This is a genomic window from Mucilaginibacter sp. Mucisp86, from assembly GCF_047324315.1.
Classification (GTDB): domain Bacteria; phylum Bacteroidota; class Bacteroidia; order Sphingobacteriales; family Sphingobacteriaceae; genus Mucilaginibacter.
The window spans coordinates 6,267,035-6,288,211 of record NZ_CP168503.1 but is presented as its reverse complement, the minus strand read 5'-3'; the positions used below and the strand labels follow the sequence as shown (position 1 = coordinate 6,288,211).

The 21,177-nt window shown below is 42.6% G+C and carries 11 protein-coding genes; 7 read left to right on the top strand and 4 right to left on the bottom strand.

The window, feature by feature from the left end:
- Positions 1-76: 76 nt before the first annotated feature.
- On the bottom strand, positions 77-1,726 hold the full coding sequence (locus ACEN9X_RS26140; RefSeq protein ID WP_413667929.1) for an RICIN domain-containing protein: 1,650 nt from the start codon (positions 1,724-1,726) through the stop codon (positions 77-79).
- A 642-nt stretch (positions 1,727-2,368) separates the two neighbouring features.
- On the opposite strand from ACEN9X_RS26140, the gene ACEN9X_RS26135 reads away from it, so the two are divergent.
- The 6 genes from ACEN9X_RS26135 (at position 2,369) to ACEN9X_RS26110 (ending at position 12,670) form a co-directional block, all read left to right on the top strand.
- On the top strand, positions 2,369-2,755 hold the full coding sequence (locus tag ACEN9X_RS26135) for a hypothetical protein (RefSeq protein WP_413667928.1): 387 nt from the start codon (positions 2,369-2,371) through the stop codon (positions 2,753-2,755).
- A gap of 296 nt (positions 2,756-3,051) precedes the next feature.
- The gene (locus tag ACEN9X_RS26130) at positions 3,052-4,437 is read left to right on the top strand and encodes a TolC family protein (protein WP_413667927.1); all 1,386 of its coding nucleotides are present in this window, start codon (positions 3,052-3,054) and stop codon (positions 4,435-4,437) included.
- A 21-nt stretch (positions 4,438-4,458) separates the two neighbouring features.
- Entirely contained in the window at positions 4,459-5,643 is a 1,185-nt protein-coding gene (locus tag ACEN9X_RS26125) for an efflux RND transporter periplasmic adaptor subunit (RefSeq protein WP_413667926.1), read from the top strand.
- 30 nt (positions 5,644-5,673) lie between these two features.
- Positions 5,674-8,928, top strand: a complete 3,255-nt coding sequence (locus ACEN9X_RS26120; protein WP_413667925.1) for an efflux RND transporter permease subunit — start codon at positions 5,674-5,676, stop codon at positions 8,926-8,928.
- A 2-nt stretch (positions 8,929-8,930) separates the two neighbouring features.
- On the top strand, positions 8,931-12,194 hold the full coding sequence (locus ACEN9X_RS26115) for an efflux RND transporter permease subunit (RefSeq protein WP_413667924.1): 3,264 nt from the start codon (positions 8,931-8,933) through the stop codon (positions 12,192-12,194).
- A 41-nt stretch (positions 12,195-12,235) separates the two neighbouring features.
- Positions 12,236-12,670: a MarR family winged helix-turn-helix transcriptional regulator gene (locus ACEN9X_RS26110; protein ID WP_413667923.1), complete on the top strand. Its 435-nt coding sequence runs from the start codon at positions 12,236-12,238 to the stop codon at positions 12,668-12,670.
- A 78-nt stretch (positions 12,671-12,748) separates the two neighbouring features.
- Here ACEN9X_RS26110 and ACEN9X_RS26105 read toward each other — a convergent pair whose 3' ends face one another.
- Both ACEN9X_RS26105 and ACEN9X_RS26100 read right to left on the bottom strand, forming a co-directional pair.
- On the bottom strand, positions 12,749-13,867 hold the full coding sequence (locus ACEN9X_RS26105) for a deoxyribonuclease II family protein (protein WP_413667922.1): 1,119 nt from the start codon (positions 13,865-13,867) through the stop codon (positions 12,749-12,751).
- A gap of 282 nt (positions 13,868-14,149) precedes the next feature.
- A complete protein-coding gene (locus ACEN9X_RS26100; RefSeq protein WP_413667921.1) occupies positions 14,150-16,771 on the bottom strand; it encodes a bifunctional YncE family protein/alkaline phosphatase family protein in 2,622 nt (873 codons plus the stop codon).
- A 613-nt stretch (positions 16,772-17,384) separates the two neighbouring features.
- On the opposite strand from ACEN9X_RS26100, the gene ACEN9X_RS26095 reads away from it, so the two are divergent.
- On the top strand, positions 17,385-20,774 hold the full coding sequence (locus tag ACEN9X_RS26095) for an SNF2-related protein (RefSeq protein ID WP_413667920.1): 3,390 nt from the start codon (positions 17,385-17,387) through the stop codon (positions 20,772-20,774).
- 38 nt (positions 20,775-20,812) lie between these two features.
- Here the strand turns inward: ACEN9X_RS26095 and ACEN9X_RS26090 are convergent, their stop codons facing one another.
- Positions 20,813-21,127, bottom strand: a complete 315-nt coding sequence (locus ACEN9X_RS26090) for a hypothetical protein (RefSeq protein WP_413667919.1) — start codon at positions 21,125-21,127, stop codon at positions 20,813-20,815.
- Between the last annotated feature and the right edge of the window lie 50 nt (positions 21,128-21,177).

The window sequence follows — 21,177 nt, the reverse complement described above, 5'->3', positions numbered from 1 at the left end:
AGAGCAAACCGTTTTAAAAAGGCGGCTATCCGATAAGTACAGATAGCCGCCTTTTTACTATATCAAGCTATGAGTATCAAGGCACAATACTCCATTGCTGGTTTAAACTGCTATTGTTACCATAAAATTCCATAGGGCTGCCGTTGGTTGTTCCGCCGCCGGTATCCAGGCATTTGCCGTTAGTTCTGTTCACAATTTTATAGTACGAACCAATTGGCACAATTGTCCATTGCTGATTGGTGCTGCCACCGCTTGTCCACTGTACAACTGTTGAAGCATCGTCCGTATGGTTATCACTATCCAACGCTTTTCCGCTGGATACACAAATCAGCTTATAATAACCTCCGGTATAGGTTAATGTCCATTTTTGATTATTGCTGGTACTCGAGGTCCATTGCCCCACATTAGCGCCATCTGTGGTTGCGCCAAGGTTATCGAGGTATTTGCCCGTAGCCCGGTTAACTAAATGGTAGGTACCATTAGCAATCGGCTGCGTACCAACGGTACAGGTAAGCGTACCAAATCCAAGCTGATCAAAGCCGCCGCTGCTTGAACCGTAGTTTCCGCCGCCGCCTTCCGGCCTTACCTGGGTAGCAAACTGGCTGCTATAAGTTGCTGTAATGCCCATCACGTTTTGGTAGTGATTATAGATCAATTCCCAGCACGGGCGTATGGTACCGCGCGAAGCATCTGAAATAACGGTTTGGTTCACGTTGTCGCAATTGTTGTAGGTGTTATAAGGCACCGTCATATTCAGGTTATACTTGGCAGTGTATTCGGCTAATGCCAATACTTTGTTGTTTTCGTACGCGAACAAGTCCTGCCCCTGGTTAAAAGCCATCTGGCAAAATGCGCCTACCAGTGATATATCCAGTGTTGCGTGCCCCTGGTCGCGACCAGCTTCCTGATTTTGCCCAAGGTTTCCGGGGTGAACATAGAATACAGCTCTGTCGATGTTGCCATTACCGATGCCGCTCTTAAAATAAGTTATAGCCTGGTTAAATTTAGCCTGATCGTCGCATAAAATGCCGATAGATAAAATAGTAGCCATGTTGCAAAGGTCCCAGTTTGCCCAATAATGCGTATCGCAGGTACCGTTATGATTAGTCAGGAAACCATTGGCTGCCGGATAAAAAACATTTAACATAAATGTTTTGAAATTGCTGAAGTCGGTAGCCGACCAGCCACTGTACGATCGAAGGATTTCGGCGGCATTTGCAAGCTGGTATCCATACAAACCGGAAGCTAATGCATAGTTGGAATCTCCGCCTATGGCCTTACAGGTTGTTGCCCAGGCATTAAGAATGCTCACAGCTTTATCGGCATAGGCATTATTGCCCGAAATGTACCACCGCAAGGCATCCTGATAGGCAGCGGCGGCATCGCGCATAATGTGTACATAGTTGCCTCCGGTACTCGTTCGCGTGAGTGTATCATTCGGGCCGGCCATAGTATAACTAAGTTGCGCATAAGAATTGGCAGTGAGGATGTTGTAACTGTCAACCCATGGCGAGGCATTGGCATTTACCTGTGTTTGCATCCGGATCAGATCGGCAGAAGTATGCAGCATACCCGGATGGATGAAACTGAACGTAGCATTTGTTTTAAGTTTACTGCCCCCAGAGTGATTGGCTTCACTGGCGATACTTTCGGGCGAAATTGTTTTTTTACAACCAGTTGCTGCAATGATACAGCAGGTGATTAGTATCAATAAGTTCTTTCTCATAGTTAAAATTGTTATGTAATGGCAGGCTGTTAGCCTCCACGCTATTTATCAGAAGGGTTTGCTATTGGTTAAAAACACTCCTGTTAATCCTAAAAAATCAAATGTTTGGGATAAAATATTCAATAGCCCCAAACTTAATTTTTACAGAACAGATAAATAAAACATATTTGATGATAGTGCATTTTCAGGGGTGCAACTTTCCCCTGCCTGTTTTATGAAGACAGACAACTTCAATGTTGGCCAAACAATATTTGATAACCAGCGAGGTTAGATTTATAAATGGTAATTAGTTTGCGAGAACAAAAAAATAATACTATTGACAAACAGGGTATTATCACATATAGAGACAATAATATTTCGGGGAGATACTCAATTGGTAAAGCAATTTTTACAACAGCAAGTAATAAATCTTGCTATTATTGCAGGGTAAAGAAAAGGCAAACAGCCAAAGCAGCTAAAAAACGGCTATTTTATAGCTTTTAGATGCATTTACCACGTTAAGAGCGCTTATTTGGATGTATTGGAAAGGCATAGAAATATTTTTTTTGCATGAAGAATGGTAGCTCCGGCATTTGTACTCAAATAGTTACAAAACATTAATAGCTACTGTATTGTAATATAATCACGTTAAAATTCAATCAGGTGAACCGGTTTAAAAGTATCGTTGATCAGTTTATAAATGTGCTTGCTATAGCGGCATATTTATTTATTACATTAACGCATATCTTTTTTTTACCTAACCTTAATAAGGAGGCTTTAAAACTCAAAGCCTTAGCCAATAGCGAATTTATTCATAAAAACAGGAGTCAAAGTAACGGCACTTCGTCGGCACACCATGGCATTCGTTCGGTTGTTGAAAGTAAACGCAAAGTCATTGTCCCCAAATTAACAGCCTTTACTCCCCTGCTGGCATTTATATTCAGTGCCTTCGCTTTATTCTTATTAAAGAAAAAACACTACATCTATTCATCTCCAGGGAATATCTCCTATTCCGGTACTTATCTTCAACTTCGCCGGTTAAGGATCTGATTGCTACCCTCCCCGTGGCCGCTGATTTTTTTAACTGAAATAAGTTTGGTCATGATCTTATTACGCGATTTTCCTCGCGTGTCAACAACATTTTAATCAGTGTAATGCATATAAGCAAAGCTTGTAAATGAGGTGCTACAAATAGCTGCGCTTCTGTTTCAATAGCTTACGCTTAATACATGTACCCGCCTGATTTAAAGTCAATTTTTAATAATTATCGGTTAATAATGAAAATCATGTTTTTCAGCATAAACTTAGCACGACCCTGTTTTTTGGTTGCTGCTATCTTATGCCTTATGTCGTTAAGCGCATCCGCGCAAAATAATAAAACGCAGTTCCCTGCACCTGATCAGGTTCCGGATACCGGGAAGGCAGGTTTTCCTGTGATGCCCGTTATACAGGGCTCCGGCGAGTATCTTACGTTAAGGCAGTGTATCGATTATGCCTTAATTCATCAACCTGCATTAAACCAATCGTTTATTAATGCAGATATAGCGCGCACCTCAAACGCTGTTAATTTGGCGGCGTGGCTGCCACAGGTCAATGCAAGTGGTAACCTTGTCCATTACATACAGCAAACTAACAATAACATTTCAACCAATGCCGGCAGCGGCGCAACAACAGGAGCCGGTAGCATTACGGGCGTACGCAGCAACTATGCCAATACATTCATCCCCGAACTGTCCGTAACACAATCTATCGTAAGCCCGGGATTGTTATACGCTGCTAAGAGCGCACCTTTACTCGTTAAGCAGGCAAAGCAAGTTACAGACAGTACTAAAATTTATCTCGTAAGCTCGGTCAGTAAAGCTTTTTATAATGTATTGCTCACCCTGCAGCAAATCAATGTACTAAAAGAAGATACTACAAGGCTCGGTAAAAGTTTGCGCGATGCCTATCATCAATATAAAGGTGGTATTGCAGATGAAACAGATTATCTGCAGGCAACCATAACCCTTAGTAACTCAAAAACGCAATTAAAACAAGCTAAGGAAAACCTTGCCCCGCAGTACGCCGCTTTGAAGCAACTGATGGGATACGAACCCGAAAAACAGTTTAACGTGAGTATAGATACCGTGCAGATGATGAACGATATCCGCATTGATACCGGCAAGAGACTTCAATATGAAAACAGGATAGAATATAAGCAGATTCAAACACGTAAAGATTTACAGGCGCAACTCACCAACTATTATAAATACGCCTTTTTGCCTACGGTGTCCGGTTTTTTTAATTATGGGCTTCAGTTTGCGAATAACCGCTTCTCAGATCTGCTGTCGGGCTCATACCCAAGCTCTTCAGTCGGCTTGTCTCTCAGCATTCCCATTTTCACCGGATTTGCCCGTATGCATAATATACACAAGTCGCACCTGCAGGAACAGCTCATCAACTGGGACGAGACGAACTTAAAACTTGGGATTTATAAAGAATATGCCACCAGTATGGCCAACTATAAAAGCAACCTGTACAGTTTCCAGGAGCAGCAAAAAAATGTAGGCATGGCAAAGCGGGTGTACTTTGTTGTAAACCTGCAATATAAGCAAGGCGTTGTAGCCTACCTCAATGTAATAACAGCCGAATCAAATCTCATTACCGCAGAAATAAACTATACAAACTCGTTGTTCCAGCTGCTGTCAAGCAAGATAGACCTGCAAAAGGCAATGGGTGACATTACTTATTAATGCAAAAGAAAATAAACCTCCATGAATAAATTATCATTAATAATCAGCTTCATAACCGTACTTATCCTGGGTGCATGCAAACAAAAACAGCCACCTGTCGACCCGGAAATACCGGTTAATTTGTTAAAGATCAAAGCCAAAAATGTGCTTTACTATGATCAATATCCTTCTACTACTGCTGCTTTAAGCCAGGTTAACCTGCTTCCACAGGTGCAGGGAGCTATAACCGGTATATTTTTTACCGAGGGGAGGCATGTGGAAAAAGGACAAAAGCTTTTTGAAATAGACAGGCGTATATACCAGGATAATTATGATGCGGCGGTAGCCAATCGCAAGGTCGCCGAAGGCAGTCTTACCCAGGCGCAACAAGATGCCGACCGGTACGAGTATCTCAACAAATACAACGCAGTTGCCAAACAGCTTTATGACCATGCAGTTATTGCGCTGCAAAATGCACAGAATCAGTTAAGCGCATCAGGGCAGGCCGTAAAAACTGCAAAAACCAACCTAAACTATGCTACGGTTTATGCACCATTTAGCGGCACCATAGGTTTTAGCCAGGTTAAACTGGGTGATGTAGTAAACGTTGGCTCAACCGTATTAAACACTATATCAACCGATGACCCAATGGCGGTTGATTTTGTAATAAATGAAAAGCAACTGCCCCAATTTGAGCGCCTGCAACAAAGTAAAACTCAGGCTGTAGATTCGCTTTTTACGCTCTTATTGTCTGATAATTCACTATATCCTGTAAACGGTAAAATTTCGGTTATCGACCGTGCAGTTAACCCGCAAACCGGGTCGGTTACTATCAGGCTTGTATTTGCTAACCCAAAGCGCATGTTAAGGGTTGGTATGAGCTGTGTTGTACGGGTACATAACCAGGAAGCAGGCCCTCAGCTGGTGGTGCCGGGCAAAGCTGTAGTTGAGCAAATGGGCGAATACTTTGTATTTACCGCCAAGGATAGTTTGGTTAACAACCCAAAAGCCGGGGCCGATTCTGCTAAAAATAAAATATCCAGGCTTTTTGCGGTACAAAAAAAGGTACAGCCGGGGCAAACCATTGGAGCCGGCATGATCATCAAAAGTGGTATTGCAGCCGGCGACCGCATTGTTGTTGATGGAGTGCAACTGCTGCGCAATGGCGTGCCGATAACAACGGCCAACAAGGCTGCTCCCTCTGCAGGTGGTAAAGGAGGCCGATAAAACACGCTTAATTTATTCAGGAAAAAATTTATGATAGCTAATACCTTTATAAAAAGACCTGTAACGGCAATCGTGATATCTATTGTACTGGTTATTACGGGTACGGTATCCATATTGCTGTTACCTATAGATCAGTACCCCGATATTACACCGCCCATTGTACAGGTTAACGGCCAGTTCACAGGGGCCGATGCTCAAACCGTTGAGCAAACTGTTGCTACCCCTATTGAAGAACAGGTAAACGGGACACCGGGTATGGAGTATATGCAAAGTAACAGTACCAATAACGGGCAGATGACTTTGAATGTAACGTTTAAGCCCGGAACCGATATTGATGTTGCAGCCCTTGATGTTCAAAACCGGGTTAGCATAGCTACGCCGCTGTTGCCTGCCGTGGTAAGCAGGCTTGGGCTCACTGTACGTGCAGTTAACCCAAGTATGCTGATGATGGTAGCCATATACGCTCCCAAAGGCACACATAACATCACTTTTTTAGATAATTACACCAACATTTTTATACAGGATGCTTTGTTACGGGTGCCGGGCGTTGGAAGCATCAACCGCTTTACCGACGATTTTAGCATGAGGATCTGGATGAACCCGGAAAAAATGGCTTCATACAGCTTAACCCCTTCTGATGTAATTGCTGCCCTTAATGCACAAAACGTACAGGTAGCCGCCGGAACAGCGGGTGTGCCTCCGCAAGCCTCAACCCAAACCTACGAACTGGGTATCCTGGTAAACGGCAGGTTAAGCAAAGTATCTGAATTTGAAAAGATCATTGTTAAAACCATCCCGGCAACCGGACAAATGGTTTATCTTAAGGATGTGGCCCGGGTTGAACTGGGTAAATTCACCTTCTCAAGTAATTCTTTTGTTGATGGCCATAAAGCATCTTACCTGCAAATATACCAGGCACCCGGTAGCAATGCCCTTGAAACTGCGAATGGCGTATACGCCGCCCTCGCCAAGCTGAAACAGAACTTCCCGGCCGATGTACAGTACCAGGTACCTTTTGAATCCGTTACGGTGGTAAAGGTATCCATGAGCGATGTAATAGGCACACTCTTAAAAACATTAGCGCTGGTTGCCGTGGTTGTATTTGTGTTTTTACAAAACTGGCGTTCAACGCTCATTCCGGTATTGGCTATACCAGTATCTATATTCGGTACGTTCTGCTTCTTTATACCGCTTGGCTTCACCATTAATACCTTAACCATGTTCGGTTTTGTATTGGCCATTGGTATTGTGGTTGATGACGCCATTATTGTGGTTGAGGCCGTGCAGCATTATATCGATCATGACCACATGTCGGCTAAAGAAGCGACTTATACGGCTATGAAGGATATTTCGGCCCCGGTTATCGCCATTGCGCTTATATTGGCTGCCGTATTTGTGCCGGTGGGTTTTATACCCGGCATTGTAGGCAGTCTTTATCAGCAATTCGCTATTACCATAGCCATATCTGTTATCATATCGGCTTTTATAGCCTTGTCGTTAACACCGGCGCTTTGTACGTTGTTGCTTAAACCCTCGCCAATTAATAAGGAGGCTAAGGGTATCAATAAGTGGTTTTTTGTGTTTAACAATGCATTTGAACGAATAACCAACCGATATACCCTTGGCGTGCAAAAAAGCATTAAGGCTTCACGCCTGGTGATCATCATATTAATATGTATTTGTGCGGGATCGTACTTCCTTTTCCAGGGCAAACCATCAGGGTTTATACCGTCAGAAGATGATGGAAATCTGTACGTCACTTTTCAGTTGCCTCCGGCGTCATCAACCGCCCGGTCGGTTGAAGTGATGTCGAAATTAATGAAGGTGATCGGCTCCACTCCCGGCGTTGCGCATTACGCCGCATTGTCGGGCCTTAACGTTGTCACCAATGCCAGTAACTCAAACAACGGCACCATTTATTGTCAGCTTGCCCCCTGGGATGACAGAAGTAAATCAAGCGAACAAGTACCTGGAATTATAGGCGTTCTACAAAAACGGATTGCCGACGCCGGTATAAATGATGCCAATGTGGAAGTGATCCAGCCTTCGCCCCTGCCGGGCATTGGTACCACGGTTGGTTTTAGTATGCAGATAGAGCAACGAAGCACAACTGATAATTTGCAGGCGTTTGAAAAAGTGGTGAACAATTTTGTAACCGAAGCCAATAAAAATCTGGTTATTAAAAAAGCTTTTACTTTTTATACTTCACATACACCTAATTACAGCTTGACGGTTGACAGGGAGAAATGCGAAAAACTCGGGGTAAATGTAGCTGATGTTTTTACCACCATACAGGCGTATATGGGAAGCCTGTATATAAATGACTTCACTACCTACAACCGCACATTTCACGTTGTAGTACAGGCCGATACAGCTTATCGCAAGCTGGTATCCAACATGGATAAATATTATGTGCGTAACCAGGCCGGTGGCATGGTACCACTTGGAACGGTTATTAGTTATAAGCCGGTAGATGCCCCGCCGCTGATCTCACATTTTAATATTTTCCGTTCGGCCGAAATTGATGGCTCAACCAACGAAGGTTACAGCAGTGGCGCAGCTATAACCGAAATGCAGAAACTGGCCAAACGGGTTTTACCCGAGGGGTACGAATTTGAGTTGTCGGGGTTGAGTTACGAAGAAGTAAAAGCAGGTTCAACCACTATTTACATCTTTATATTTTCTCTTACGTTCGTGTTTCTCTTTTTGGCCGCGCTGTATGAAAGTTGGTCTGTTCCCTTTTCCGTATTGCTGGCTGTACCTGTAGGAGCTTTAGGAGCTATCCTTGCTTTGGTAATGGTTCCAGGTTTAACCAATAACGTTTATGCCCAGATAGGTTTGATAACGTTGATTGGCCTTGCAGCAAAAAATGCCATCCTTATTGTGGAGTTTGCAAAAGTACGGGTTGACCAGGGAGAAGAGCTCATCAAATCTACCCTTGAAGCCGTAAGCCTCCGTTTAAGGCCTATCGTCATGACATCACTTGCATTTATATTAGGTGTGCTGCCGCTGGTGCTTGCTACGGGCGCAGGAGCTGTAGCCAGGCAAACCATTGGTTATACCGTACTTGGCGGCATGCTTGCTGCATCAACAATAGCCATATTTATTGTACCTGTGCTGTTTGTAGTGATAACCCGTGTTTCGTATGGCAAAGAAAAGCTGGAATACCTGCAGGCGCACCGCGAAAACCTTAGAGAAAAGGCTAAAAAGGTCGAAGCTCAAAACATCGACCCTGAATTGGAATACGAGATTGCGAAATCCCGCGAATTACATAAAACTGAATAACGATGATCGCAAACACATTTATAAAAAGACCGGTCACCGCAATCGTTATATCCGTAGTATTGATGATTTCGGGCTTAATATGCCTGTTTAACCTGGCGGTTGACCAATACCCGAACATTTCACCACCGAGCGTTTCCGTCAACGGATCTTACACCGGTGCTGATGCGCAAACTGTTGAACAAACAGTTGCCACTCCTATTGAGGAACAGGTAAACGGTACGCCGGGTATGGAATACATGACCAGTACCAGCACCAACAGCGGCGGCATGGGTATCAGGGTTACTTTTAAAATTGGCACTAACGTGCACATAGCAGCACTTAATGTCCAAAACCGCGTGGGGATTGCTTCGCCGTTATTGCCATCGGTTGTGAGTAAGTTAGGCTTAACTGTACGCGCCAGTAATCCCGATCAGTTAATGATGATAGGCATTTACTCGCCAAAGCATACCCATAACATCACCTTTTTAGACAACTATACCAATACATTCATTCAGGATGCCATATTACGCGTGCCTGGTGTTGGTGATGTGACTGCACGTACCGATAACTTCAGTATGCGCATATGGCTTAATCCCAATAAAATGGCATCGTATAACCTTACTCCGGCCGAAGTTACCAGTTCCCTGTCTTCACAAAACATGTATGTAGCAGCGGGTGCTGTAGGTGCGCCTCCTCAACCGTCATCGCAGGTTTATGAAACCGGGATTTTGGTTAATGGCATGCTTAACAAAGCTACGGAGTACGAAAATATCATTATCAAAACCATCCCCGGTACGGGTCAGCTTGTGCGGTTGAAAGATGTTGCCAGGGTTGAACTGGGTAAGTTTACCTTCTCAAGCAATGCCTTTATTGACGGTAACCGGGCCTCAACCATCCAGGTATACCAATCGCCCGGGAGCAACGCGCTGCAAACAGCCGAAAATGTGTATGCTGCTTTAGCCAAACTCAAAAAATCCTTTCCAAGCGATGTGGATTATGTAGTGCCATTTGAATCCATAACCATCATTAAAGTTTCGATGCAGGAAGTAGTGGGCACATTGCTTAAGGCACTGGGGCTGGTGGCTATAGTTGTGTTGCTGTTCCTGCAAAACTGGCGATCAACACTCATTCCTATTATGGCTATCCCGGTATCTATATTAGCCACCTTTTGCTTTTTTATACCGCTTGGATTTACCATAAACACGCTAACCATGTTTGGCTTTGTGCTGGCTATAGGTATAGTGGTTGATGATGCCATTATAGTGGTTGAAGCTGTACAACATTATATAGATGAAAAAGGTATGTCCCCCAAAGAGGCTACTTATCATGCCATGAAGGAGATCTCGGCACCGGTAATAGCCATTGCGCTTATCCTTGCATCAGTGTTTGTGCCGGTTGGCTTCATTCCGGGAATTGTTGGGCGTTTGTATCAGCAATTTGCTATTACCATCGCTATATCGGTTATGCTGTCGGCCTTTGTTGCGCTTTCATTAACCCCGGCGTTATGTACGTTGTTATTGCGGCCCGCTAAAGCTGATGGCGCTAAGCAAAATTGGCTCGATCGTTTTTTTATTGCCTTCAACCGGATGTTTGAAAAAATGTCCTTCAGCTACGCTAACAGCGTAAAAAAATGTATACAGGGGGCTCGCTATGTTATCATTGTTTTGGTATGTATTTGTGCCGGCACTTATATTTTGTTTAAGCTAAAGCCTTCTGGTTTTGTACCTTCTGAAGATGGCGGCAGGTTATACATAACTTACCAACTGCCGGAAGCATCATCAACAATTCAATCGGTTAATGTGATGACCAGACTGATGAAAATTGTGGCATCAACTCCGGGAATACTGCATTATACTGCCATTTCCGGGTTCAATATTCTTAACGGCGGGGCCAACTCAAACAATGGCTCCATGTTTTGTATGCTCACTCCCTGGGATGACCGCACCACTCCTGATACCCGGATACAAGGTTTAATTAACGTAATTAAAAAGCGTATTGCGAAGGCCGGTATCAAAAATGCCAACGTGGTTGTTGCTCAACCTCCACCAATCCGCGGCATAGGCCAGGCAGCGGGCTTTAGTATGCAAATAGAACAGGGAAATTCTACCGACGATATTTATGCATTTGAGAAGACAGTCAAAAAATTTGTTGCAGCAGCCAAAAAAGTACCCGCAACAGCAGGCGCCTACAGCTATTTTTCGGCGCATACACCAAGCTATGAATTAAATGTAGACAGGGAAAAATGCGAAAAACTGGGTATCAATATCTCAGACGTATTTTCAACTATGCAGGCTTATATGGGCAGCTTGTTTGTAAATAATTTTACGCTGTATAATCGTACGTATCACGTGGTGGTTCAGGCAGATACCTCCTACCGGGCGCTTGTGTCTGATATCAATAAATATTATGTACACAATTCGGCGGGTCAAATGCTGCCGCTGAGTACAGTGATCAGTTACAAACCAATTGTAGCCGCTCCGCTCATCACCCACTTTAACATTTTCCGTTCCGCAGAGGTTGATGGCGCTATTCCACCGGGATATAGCAGCGGGCAAACCATTGAAGCATTAAAGCAACTGGCTGCAAAAACACTTCCGCGGGGTTACTCCTATGAGTTTTCGGGTTTAAGCTATGAGGAGATAAAAGCGGGCTCCATCACAGTATATATCTTCCTGTTCTCTATCATTTTTGTATTCCTGTTTCTTGCCGCACTATATGAAAGCTGGTCGGTACCTTTTTCGGTTATGCTTGCGGTTCCTGTCAGTGCGTTTGGGGCTATAGTTGCATTAACCGTTACGCCGACCATAACCAACAATGTATATGCACAAATAGGTTTAATAACACTTATTGGTTTGTCTGCTAAAAATGCCATTCTTATTGTAGAGTTTGCCAAACTGAGGGTTGACCGCGGTGAAGAACTCATCAAATCAACGCTGGAAGCGGTACGCCTGCGTTTACGGCCAATCATCATGACATCGCTGGCGTTTATTTTAGGGGTATTACCGCTGGTGCTGGCTACAGGTGCCGGTGCCGAATCCCGGAATACCATTGGCGTTACGGTGCTGGGTGGTATGATAGCGTCGTCAACCATATCCATCTTTGTTGTGCCCGTACTTTTTGTACTTCTTACAAGGTTATCCTACGGAAAAAAACAACTGGCTTACCTGCAAGCGCACCATGAAGAACTGATGGAAAAAGCAAGAAAAGTTGAGGCACAGAATATTGACCCTGAACTGGAGTATGATATCGCGGAGGCGCGCGCAGAACATGAGTCATCCAGAGAATAGCATTAATAATGAAATGAATTGACTTAATATCATTAGAGGATATGAAAAATATACAATTGATATCAAAACGATTAAAAAAGATCAATTATCTGTATACAAAAATGATCTTAAACGAGCTCTCACCCTTTGAACTCGACCATCACTTTGAAGTATTGTTAACGCTTGCCGTTGAGGAGAACCAGGTTACACAAAACAGGCTCTCAGAGCTGCTACAGATTGACAAATCGCGCACGGCGGTAATTGTTTTTGATTTGGAAAAGCGTGGGTTGGTATCAATAAATATCAATCCTGAAGACAGGCGTCGTCACTATATATCACTTTCTCCTTTAGCCAAAAGCTATATACCACATATCGAACTAAGCGTTGAAAAAATAAACGAGCTTGCCGGGGCGGGTATAGAACAGCAGAAACTGATGACCTTTTTCGAGGTATCAGAAATGATCCAGCATAATTTGGTGAATAAGCTGTCATATTAACGACCTTATTTTAATTCCTTTCGATACAGGTCATATACAACTAATAATACCTGTATCGATAAGAAATAGTTTATATGTTTATGCAGGCGGTGTTCTTGGAGGGGCCTCTGCATGAAGATGGTGCGTTTTTTGAATCAGCACATGAGCTTCAGTTCTGTTATGTCCCGGAGGGGCCAAAAGCAAACTTGTTTTGGACAAGCCCGACCACAAGGTTTGATTTTTAAATGCAATAGTACCTCCGCCGCGTTTGCGTTGCGAGATCATACGGTTAATATCACCAACACAAATCCATGGATCGTGTAATGTAACTCCCCACTTGGCATGATCATTTGTTTCGGGCCATGCCCAATGTGCGCCCATGAAGCCTAAGTTGATATACTTAATATCAAAGGTTTTATGAATACCGTCACTATCAGCTATCGGTGGAATGGGGCCGCGGATCCACGTTTCTACGTCCAGGTCATCTTTTAAAACATCACCTACCAAATCATTCCAAAAATCTTTATTCCATTCCCTGTTCTTAGCAATAACTTTGAAAGGCATACCACCAATTGAAGTTAAATCAATAGAATCCCCAAGGGGATCGGGATGGTTTTTCAATGGCTGTGTTAGCGTAAAGAGATCAGCCGTCGGAGGCAAATTGGCAGTTCTAAAATGGTATATCTGCGGCTCCTGGTGGGTCAGCATTTGCTTGGCAATAGCATTCGCAGTTTTTAAATCTAATGAAATACATAAGTATGTTTGCCCATATTTGGGAGTTGGGTCTTTCTCTGAACCCGGCTCCATAAATTTGGGCCACGAGTGAAGCAACCAGAAAGCTGTTTCAGATTCGGTATCAAATGCTAATATTCCCTTGGTATGCCCCCTGGTACCATCGTCATGTTTATTAACGCTAAAGCTTTCGGGCATCTCATCATTGTAAAGGATCCAACCAGTGGTTGGAGCCGGCGTGTTGAAATTCTTGAACACCGATTCCATTGTGAGGTTGAGCGCCCCCTTGTCGCTGTTCAGTACATTAGGAGATTTTTCAATTACTCTTTGCCGGGCATCAGAATTTGCATCGATTTTGGAATCGTAATAAACATACTCATACCCTGTAGCTTTGTCGTTGCCCACCCCTCCGTCAAGCTGCGGAACTTTGTAAATAAACCACCAGTCAACTGGTTCGCCACTTTCATCAAGCGCTGAAATTTTCATAATTTTTTTGGTTAGGTTGTGAAATTGATTGATTAATCGCTTGCAGGCGTTGATGAGGTTTACAATAAAGATAAGGCTATATTGCGAACAGGTGCCCCCGTATTTTCACGGTATTTTTGAGGTGTTTTTACCGTAGTTTTACGTATAAAACAATCAGTTATTGGAGATTAAGCCGATTGACATCAAAAAAACCGCGGCCCTATTAAGGCCGCGGTTTTAAAACATACAACTATTTTGATATTATAGTTGATCTTAGAATTAATGACGATGTTTACTTATTTTTTAATCATCATCTTCATCTTTCCCTGCCAGCTTAGCGGGATAGGCTTTTTTCCCTTTAGCAGCAAACCACAGTATCCTGTTCATCACGTCATCATTTCCACCATCAATATGATCGTATTCGGGCCTTGATGATAATTTCGCAAAATGTAATGCAGATCCTTTGAGTGAAGAAAAAGGCGCGCTGATTTTATTAAGCGGCACCATATTTTTCAAACTGGTATAAGTATAAGGAGATGGCTTACCGGTAAAGCAATCAAACATGGGCATTGCGGTTGCGTCAATGATGTTCATTGGTGGTAAACCCAATATTTGTTCAATGGAACGTACGATACAGGTCTGGTTATAATTTTTGCTTACTTTATGCTGTAGCCTGCTATAAGGACTAATCACAAAGCCTGTAGTACGATATGCAGACACGTGATCCCATCCCGCCTGCGAGTCATCTTCAGTAACAAATATTACCGTATTTTTCCAGAAACGGCTTTTTGAAATTGCTTCTACAATACGGCCAAGCGCCAGGTCGTTATCGGCCACCATGGCATCGGGTGTTGGAAAACCAGGCCGGGTGCCTACTGTATGATCCGCAGATAGCGCCATGATCATCAGTTGAGGCAACTGGTCCCCCGGTTTTTGCTCATATTCATGTAGCTCTTTAATAAAAGCTGTTGCTCTTAATTGCTCGTTGATCTTATGTTCATCGGAGCCCGGAAAATTCTGCGACAGCATTGGTCTCACCCGCGAAATGGTACTGGTATTCTTAAATACAAAAGGCTTACCTGCTGTGTAGTTGTTATAAATATCGCTCCAGCTTAGCTTATCATCAAAATGCACGGCACAAGCTTCACCATAAATCCTTACTGTTTTACCATGATCGGCAGCGTTATTCCAGATAAAACCGTTACCATCGTAAACAAGTGCATCTTCCTGCACATGCGGATAACTCCTAAACCAGGAGCGTACGCTTTTTTCAACATAATCTGTAACCATGGCAGCATCGGTCCACTGGTGACCTTCTGCCGAACACTTGCCGGAGGCATAATAATTATCAAGCAACAAAAAGTTGCGCGCTATATTATGTTGATTTGGCGTAACACTATCGCCATAAATACAAAGCGATTTATTGCCATTGCCTTCAGGCATATCGCCTAAAACCTGGTCGTACGTACGGTTCTCTTTGATGATATACAGCACATGGTTAAAAACCGATGGCTCACCGATACGCTCTGGCATTGGTTTAGGCGCGATATTTTTACGGGGCAGTAACTGCGCTATCTGCTGACGGAAGCTGAGGTTCAGGTCCTGAACTTTTTGGGTGTACTGCTTCAATAAATTATCATCGGGGATACTAATCATTGATACAGTTGCCTTTAAATGGTGCGAGTTATAAGCAGTAACGTCAGCGCCGGATGGCAAATCGCCTTTTAAATTATCCTTACCTATCTCGTCTGTGCTTATCCTTGAGCCCTCGCCTTCCAGGTTGGTCACAAACAGATTGTTACCATCTACAGCCAGGCCGCCGGGATATGCTTCTGTTGGGATAAAACCTCTCACTTCATCATTGCCGGTTCCCTTAAGCGATGTTTTGCTTCCCAACTTTACTACGGCAACCGCATTATCCAAACCATTAGCGACATACAATATAGTACCATCGGCATTAACAGCCAAAGCATTGGGCGAATCACCTATATAGCTTTTTTTACCCGGATTTAACTTAACATCAATAGCAGCAACATTTTGCAGTGAATTGGTTGAAATTACCGATACCATATCACTGTTGCCATTCGCCACATAAACAAAAGCTTCATCGGCACTGTTAACGATAGCATTCGGATGCAGGCCAACTGTAATTTCTTTAATCACATCGCCTTTAGCTAAATCCATAACCATTACGGTACCCTGTACCGTTGCCCCGGTTTTGGGGTCGATATATGCCTTACCATATGGAACGCCGGCTGTTTCACGCTTCAATGTATCAATGGCTTGCGGTCCTGCCCAATTGGTTAAAAATATTTTGTTTTTCGCGATGGTAATTCCATATGGAGCAACACCGGTTGATTTTGTCCAAACGGTTTTATTATCTGCTAAATTAATCTTAACCAGTTGGTTATTTCCGTTTAAAACCACGTACAGATAATTTATACCGTTTTCTTTATTGATGGCCAGATCGTTAGGTAACGCCAGTGGCGATTCGCCTTCAGCTTTAAAACTGAAGGTATTTTGGATGTTGATATTGCCGTCTTTCCATATTGCCTGGAAAACGTACGATTTAGAATCTTTGCCTTTGCCGGCGGCAGCACTCCAGTAAATTTGGGTTTGGTTATCGATATTAACAACTTTAAGTCCGGAGTAAGTACTTGTAAGCCCGCGGTAGCGTGCATCTTGCTTGTAGGTCCACCGGGTGGCAACTTTTTTTGCAGTAGTATCAATTATGGTCATACCGTACCTGTCTTCAACAGCGATAAACCTGGTACCCGGAATTAGCCTTACATCCATGCTGTGGTTTTCATCAGCAGCATCGCCAAATGAAATTACCGTACCGGCCGGATCAATAATGCGGTTATAAGGCATTAAAACCGGCAGGATATGGCGGTTAAGTGTACTGTCGTCATAGGCACTATGCATATTGACCTGTTCATTATCGGAAGTCTGTTTATTTCCTGAAACAGTATGACAAGCATAAAAACAAAAAGAGAGCGCTAAAATAAATAGATGCAATAAGACTTTTGGATATTTCATAGTACTAAACTAAACAGCTAAATTATGACAGATAGATTTATTAAAGGTAAATAATTGATGAAGAATATAATTGTTACATAGTTAGAGGCTGTTTAAGATTAACACTTTCAAAGAACAAGGTTGAACCCATAATTAATATTGACATTACTTGGCGTTTTTAGAAACCAATTTAACTTATCCGATAATATTTATACAAAAGGGGGTTAACATTTTTTTGGCATAAAAAACGATCAACTAATTGATTATTAACTATATAATTAAAAATCAGCACAAAATTATGTTAACCCTGTTAACCCCCTTTTTGTTAGAAAAGTTAATTCAATCGAAACTATATATCGCTTAAGTTATCTGTATCAAAAAATGAAGCTGATCATTTTTTGATACAGCCTCATAACAACTTCTTAAACAGAAATTAAATAATCTTTTAGCGAAAAAACACCCTCGGTTATCGTCATTACCATAATTGTTATGATATTTACCGGGAACCATCAAAGCAAGAGTGATCAGGATAATCAGCTACCAGGAAGGCGAAAGCAATCATAATATCATCATCAAAGGCGCAACCATTGCCGACCTTAGCGAAAGTATTATTGCCGCTCATGCTGCTGTAAGTATTTATTTTGATTCGCATAGCTACCGGCAAATACTGGCCAAGCACCTTGAAATTAACCAGGGCGTATTTACCAATCAATCGGGTACCGTAGCTTTCCCTGAGGTAATTGTTACCGGCCACGACGGGCAGATGGCGCTTTCATGCGGATGCCATGCCACAGGTAATAAACTGTGCGAACACCAGGCACAGGTATTATCGGCCATAACACAACGAGATGAGTTTAGGGTGTTTTTTGATGCCGAACTAAGGCATAAAAAATTAAAAAAGACAGCGGCCGATTACGGATTGGAAGAAGAGCCAGATCTCGATAAGTTTTTCGAGCTGAGATCATCATCTAAAAGCTTTGAAATAATCCCGCGCTCTGTAGCATTAACCGCCGTTACCAAAGAGAGCCTTGCCAGTTTGCAAAGTATCATCGTAAATGATAAAGCCGAACCAATTGAACAACCCGGCGATGTGGCGGATAAAACAACCTGTATTGTACTAAAACAACACAAATATTATAAGTATTTATTTATTGAGCTGTACCTTGCACAAAGCACTAAAGACGGAAAGATTAAGAATCCTTTGCTGCCAATAGCTCCTTTAGACCTCATCTGGAAAACCAATGACGCACAACAGCTCAAGTTTTTTACCGGGGTACATAAGTTTCAAAACCATATTAGCAAAGAGAAAACAGTTGCAGATATCGCAGCGCTGAAAGCCATCGTTAAAAACCCTTTAGCATATAGTTTTTACGCTCATGACAACAATGTTTCTGAAAAGGTTAGCAGCGGTTCGATAAACCAGGTTTTGGTTAAAAGTTTAAAAAGCAACCTGGAGCTTAAGGTAAATACATGGGATGAGTTTTATGAGATAAGCGGCATTTTTAATATAGATGGGTTGTTGTATGATATAAAAGATCTTGATATCAAATACACCTACTTTATCAGCACCGGCAATGTACTTTACCTGGTTGAAAGCTTGCAGGTATTGAATGTTATTGAACTGCTGAAAAAGAAGCAAGGCAGCCTGCAGGTGCATAAAAGCAAATTCGGCGAGTTAAAATCGCACCTTCTTAACAAGCTGGAAAACAGGCTTCACATTGATTATACTTACATTAAACCAGCCACACAGGAGCAAATAAAAAAAGAGGGGTTTGATCAGCCTGCCGAAAAGATCATTTACTTGTCAGATTTTGGTGCTCATGTGATGATTATCCCGGTGATACGTTATGGAGAGGCCGAGATCCCCATCCGCACACAAAAACAAATTTATGGCACCGACGAAAAAGGCAACCAGTTTTTAGTCAAACGCCGAGATGACGAGGAAATAGCCTTTACAGCCCTACTTGTAAAACAACACCCCTATTTTAACGAACAACTGGATAACGACCTCGATTACTTTTACCTGCATAAAAGGCACTTTTTGGATGAAGAGTGGTTTTTAAACGTATTTGACGAGTGGCTTAATAGCAATATTGAAATACTTGGCTTTAACGAACTGGAGGGCAATAAGCTAAACCCGCATAAAGTAAAGATCACCATCAACGTAGTGAGCGGCATTAATTGGTTCAACACAGTAATCGATTTAAAATTCGGCAAAAAAAGGGCTTCATTAAAACAGGTGCACCAGGCTGTAAAAAACAAAAGTAAATACATACGGCTTGATGATGGTACGCAGGGAATTTTACCCGCCGAATGGATAGAGAAATTCACACACTATTTTAATTCGGGCGAAATCTCAGATGATGATACGTTGCACACTTCAAAAAGTAACTATACTGCCATACAGCAATATTATGATGAAGAAATGCTTGACGAGGATGTACGAAATGAGCTTGCCATATACAATAAAAAGCTAACCAGTACTGCAGTTATTGATGAAGTACCTGTACCTGCCGGACTAAATGGAACACTCCGTGCCTATCAACGCCAGGGATTGAACTGGCTCAACTTTTTGGATAATCTTAATTTCGGCGGCTGCCTCGCCGATGATATGGGCCTGGGTAAAAGCATCCAGGTTATTGCTTTTATCCTTTTGCAGCGGAGTAAAACCGACGACAATACCAACCTCATTGTGGTACCTACTTCGCTCCTGTTTAACTGGCAGCAGGAGGTTCAAAAATTTGCACCGTCTATCAAAGTTCATACTATTTATGGTGCGGAGCGGTTTAAACATACCAAACATCTGCGTCAGCATGAAATTGTGCTTACTTCCTACGGTACACTATTGTCAGATATTAATTTCTTAAAAGATTTTAATTTCAATTATGTGTTTCTGGATGAATCACAGCATATAAAAAATCCCGAATCGCAACGTTACAAGGCCGTCAGGCTCCTGAAATCGCGCAATAAAATTACCATAACAGGTACCCCTGTCGAAAACAACACCTTCGATTTGTATGGCCAGCTTTCATTTGCATGCCCGGGCCTGCTGGGAAGCAAACAATACTTTAAGGACATTTATGCAGTTCCTATCGATAAATTTAAGGGAAGTAAACGTGCCGCCGAATTGCAGGAAAAGGTGAAGCCCTTTATATTGAGGCGTACCAAACAACAGGTTGCTGCGGAACTGCCCGAAAAAACCGAAATGGTTTTGTATTGCGAAATGAAGCAGGAACAGCGCCATATTTACGACTCCTACGAAAAGGAATTCAGGGAATACATTTCGGCCACAACAAACGAAGAGTTGAAAAAGAGCTCCATGAATGTATTAAAAGGGCTTAATAAGCTCAGGCAGATCTGTGATTCCCCGATGCTGATAAAAGGCGAAAAAATGCCGGGCGATGCATCGGCCAAGCTGGATATGCTGATGGAAGAAATTGAGAGTAAAAAACATCAGCATAAGATCCTCATCTTTTCGCAATTTGTATCTATGCTTGATTTGATCCGCAAGGAATTAAGCTCCCGTGATATTCGTTTCTCGTACCTCACCGGCCAAACACGCAAACGGGAACAGGCAGTTAATGAGTTTCAAAATGATCCAGGCATCAGGGTTTTTCTGATTAGCCTGAAGGCCGGCGGTACCGGACTCAATTTAACAGAAGCCGACTATGTGTACCTTGTTGACCCCTGGTGGAACCCGGCTGTCGAAAATCAGGCCATAGACCGTTGCCACCGTATAGGCCAGGATAAAAAGATTGTGGCCGTAAGGCTCATTTGCCCCGGTACTATTGAAGAAAAGATCATGGTAATGCAGCAATCAAAAAAGGATATAGCCAACACCCTCATCAAGCCAGACAGCACTATCACAAGTTCGCTTTCAAAAGATGATCTGCTTGATTTATTGAATTAGCCTCACTGCAGCAACAATCTATCTACAATAAATTGCTGTTAAGCTCTTGATTTTCGTAATAAAGGCAGCACTAAAAAAGTCACAAGACAATGAGCAACCAACGACAGACCAAAAGTAAATACCAGGATATATGATCTCTTCATCCATGTATTAAAATAATCAAGAAAGCCCGATTGGTTGGTACCACTATATAACGCAGCCAATGCAAAAACAGATAATCCCGTAAGCCATAAAGTTAAGTGCGAATAAAAATATCGAGGCGAGATCAAACTTGCATTTGAAAACGAAGTAAATAACAAAACTACGTGGGCAATAAACAGGATAACAGCAGTTGAAATAAGGATGTAAAGCATATTAAATATTAATTTTTGAAGATAATATTTAGATTAATACAACCCAAAGT

Bases quoted from the DNA above. Each gene is read 5' to 3' on its own strand.
- ACEN9X_RS26120 (WP_413667925.1), top strand. From the start codon at position 5,674: ATGATAGCTAATACCTTTATAAAAAGACCTGTAACGGCAATCGTGATA.
- ACEN9X_RS26105 (WP_413667922.1), bottom strand. From the start codon at position 13,867: ATGAAAATTTCAGCGCTTGATGAAAGTGGCGAACCAGTTGACTGGTGG.
- ACEN9X_RS26125 (WP_413667926.1), top strand. From the start codon at position 4,459: ATGAATAAATTATCATTAATAATCAGCTTCATAACCGTACTTATCCTG.
- ACEN9X_RS26130 (WP_413667927.1), top strand. From the start codon at position 3,052: ATGTCGTTAAGCGCATCCGCGCAAAATAATAAAACGCAGTTCCCTGCA.
- ACEN9X_RS26115 (WP_413667924.1), top strand. From the start codon at position 8,931: ATGATCGCAAACACATTTATAAAAAGACCGGTCACCGCAATCGTTATA.
- ACEN9X_RS26140 (WP_413667929.1), bottom strand. From the start codon at position 1,726: ATGAGAAAGAACTTATTGATACTAATCACCTGCTGTATCATTGCAGCA.
- ACEN9X_RS26100 (WP_413667921.1), bottom strand. From the start codon at position 16,771: ATGCATAGTGCCTATGACGACAGTACACTTAACCGCCATATCCTGCCG.
- ACEN9X_RS26110 (WP_413667923.1), top strand. From the start codon at position 12,236: ATGAAAAATATACAATTGATATCAAAACGATTAAAAAAGATCAATTAT.
- ACEN9X_RS26090 (WP_413667919.1), bottom strand. From the start codon at position 21,127: ATGCTTTACATCCTTATTTCAACTGCTGTTATCCTGTTTATTGCCCAC.